The sequence below is a fragment of the Roseivirga echinicomitans genome, from assembly GCF_001592935.1.
Taxonomy (GTDB): domain Bacteria; phylum Bacteroidota; class Bacteroidia; order Cytophagales; family Cyclobacteriaceae; genus Roseivirga; species Roseivirga echinicomitans.
Genome location: NZ_LRDB01000025.1, coordinates 1 through 865, shown reverse-complemented (window position 1 = coordinate 865; position 865 = coordinate 1). Strand labels below are relative to the sequence as shown.

2 protein-coding genes are annotated in these 865 nt (G+C 39.0%); both read left to right on the top strand.

Translation table 11 applies throughout. The features are described from left to right. On the top strand, positions 1 to 154 hold a 154-nt coding region (locus AWN68_RS13190), incomplete at its 5' end, for a cytochrome c maturation protein CcmE domain-containing protein (RefSeq protein WP_172796067.1). A 21-nt stretch (positions 155 to 175) separates the two neighbouring features. Beyond that, positions 176 to 865, top strand: a 690-nt coding sequence (ccsA, locus tag AWN68_RS13185; protein WP_172796066.1) for a cytochrome c biogenesis protein CcsA, incomplete at its 3' end; no start/stop codon positions are given.

Here is an 865-nt window from a genome sequence, read left to right as displayed (position 1 = left end):
CTTGGAACAAACCGTTTATTATAATGAGCCAATGCCTTCTGATTTTCTAAGATCAGAAAAAGTGGTGGTTATCGGGTCTTACCACGATGACAGATTCGTTGCTGATAAAATTCTCCTTAAATGCCCTTCTAAGTACGAAGAGACTGAACTTTAATCTGAACTAAGGTAACCAAGCATGGTACACACTGGCATAGGCAATATTGGCCACCTCCTTATTATAATCTCATTTATTACTTCATTAATGGCCGCCTTCGGGTATTTCAAAGCCACTAATAATAATGAGGTAGGCAAATCTCCTTGGATCAGCTTCAGTCGGGCGACTTTTATCTTACACGGAATTTCCGTCATTGGTGTGGTTGTCACTCTCTTTTTAATTATTTACAATAATTACTTCGAGTATCATTATGCTTGGAGTCACTCTTCAATAAACTTACCTCCTTATTATATGATCGCCTCTTTCTGGGAAGGTCAGGAAGGTAGCTTTATGCTTTGGTTATTTTGGAATGTACTTCTTGGCTTTATTATCATAAAAACCAACCGTAAATGGGAAGCTCCAGTAATGACAGTCTTTGCTGTAGTTCAGGCGTTCTTGGCTTCTATGATATTAGGAGTAGTAATTGGTGATTTGAAAATTGGAAGCTCTCCATTCTTACTGTTAAGAGAGGTGCTTAACGATCCAATGTACTTAATCAATCCAGACTTTATTCCTGCAGATGGAAAAGGCTTGAACCCTCTGTTACAGAACTATTGGATGGTTATTCACCCTCCAATGACATTCTTAGGCTTTGCCTGTTCGTTAATTCCATTCTCTTATTGTATTGCAGGGCTTTGGACGGGTAAGGTGAAAGAATGGGTAAGACCAGCT